Raw genomic sequence first — 1,486 nt, 5'->3', positions numbered from 1 at the left:
GTGGTGCCCCGCGCCGGACATCCGGATGGGGCGCGTGCGCGACCTGACGAGCTGGAACGACGCCCCGGCACGCTCCGGTGCCGAGGTCGCGGGTCTGCTGCTGACGGCCGAACGGGTCGCGGTGCAGGAATCGACACGCCTGCAGGAGCTCCGGGTGGCACGATCGGGGGCATGAGCGACGTCGAAGCGGTCCCCGAGGTGCACCCCGCGAGCACCAGCACACTGGCGGCCAGCGGCAACGCGCTGCTGTCGGACGAGGGGTCCGCGCCGACCCCCGACCAGGCGGCTGCCGACGCCGCGGTGAAGCAGACGCTGCACCGGTACCTGCAGAAGCACCGAGCAGCACTGCTGGCCAAGCTCGACGGGCTGGCGGAGCGACAGGCACGCTGGCCGGTGACGCCGACGGGCACGAACGTCCTCGGGCTGGTGAAGCACGTCGCGGGCGTGCAGGCCGGCTACTTCGGCGAGGTGTTCGGGCGCCCGCTGCCGGACCCGCCCGCGTGGCCCGAGTCGGAGGACGGCGACGACATGTTCGCCCCGCTGGACGAGACGATGGCGGACGTCGTGGCCTTCCACCACCGGAGTGCCGCCCACGCCGACGCGACCATCGAGGCGCTCGACCTCACCGCGACCGGCACCGTGTCGTGGTGGCCTGAGGAGCACCGGCACGTCACGCTGCACCGGATCCTGGTGCACATGGCCTACGAGACCGCGCGGCACGCCGGGCACGCCGACATCGTGCGCGAGATGCTCGACGGCCTGGCCGGTGACGGCGACGGCAACCTGGCCGACAAGACGCCGGACGAATGGGTCCGGTGGCGCGAGCAGCTCGTCGACATCGCGGAGCGCGCCGGGTTGCGTGACCTGAGCGCATAGCCGGGCACCCAGCCCGATCGTTACCGTTCTCCCAGGCTTGCCCTGGTGTTCCCCCTCTGACCAGGGGTTGTCCTCATCGCAACTGCGAGGGAAACTGCCGCCTCGGCAGGGTTGCGTTGTACAACCGGTCCAGGTGCTGCGTAGCTTTGGCCGAGCTCGTGCCCCGATCTGTGGGCAGTTCAGCCGACCGGAAGGGGAGCGCCCACCCGTGTTCCAGTACGTCGTGGAGCGATGGAAGCAGAACTGGTTCGCATCGTGGCAGCACTTCTCACTGGTCGTCCAGTGCGTCGTCCTCGCCACGGTCATCGCCGTGGTGCTCGCCACACTCGTCTACCGCAGCCCGCGCTTGACCGCGTTCGCGAACGGGGTGTCGGCCATCGGCCTCACCCTGCCGTCGTTCGCCGTCATCGGCCTGCTCATCGTCCCGCTCGGCTTCGGCGTCCTGCCGTCGGTCGTCACGGTCGTCTTCTTCGCCGCACTGCCGATCCTGCGCAACGCGGTCGTCGGTCTCGCCGAGATCCCGCCCACCGTCGTCGAGTCGGCGCGCGGCGTCGGCATGAGCCGGTTCCGCACCCTGCTGCAGATCGAACTGCCGATGGCGTGGCCGATC

Annotated in this window: 3 protein-coding genes; all 3 read left to right on the top strand. The window is 70.7% G+C overall.

What is annotated here, in order from left to right; genetic code table 11:
• Positions 1–25 precede the first annotated feature (25 nt).
• The gene (locus BACI9J_RS24810) at positions 26–175 is read left to right on the top strand and encodes a hypothetical protein (protein WP_442858671.1); all 150 of its coding nucleotides are present in this window, start codon (positions 26–28) and stop codon (positions 173–175) included.
• Positions 172–876 carry a DinB family protein gene (locus BACI9J_RS23085; RefSeq protein WP_159736689.1) on the top strand — a complete coding sequence of 235 codons (705 nt, stop codon included), beginning with the start codon at positions 172–174 and terminating at the stop codon, positions 874–876. The genes BACI9J_RS24810 and BACI9J_RS23085 overlap by 4 nt, the downstream gene beginning before the upstream one ends.
• Positions 877–1,084: 208 nt before the next feature.
• The coding region (locus BACI9J_RS23080; protein WP_159736688.1) for an ABC transporter permease at positions 1,085–1,486 on the top strand (402 nt) is incomplete at its 3' end.

Origin of the sequence: Arthrobacter sp. 9V (assembly GCF_902506065.1) — a bacterium.
GTDB lineage: Bacteria > Actinomycetota > Actinomycetes > Actinomycetales > Micrococcaceae > Arthrobacter.
This window is presented reverse-complemented; position numbering and strand designations above follow the sequence as displayed.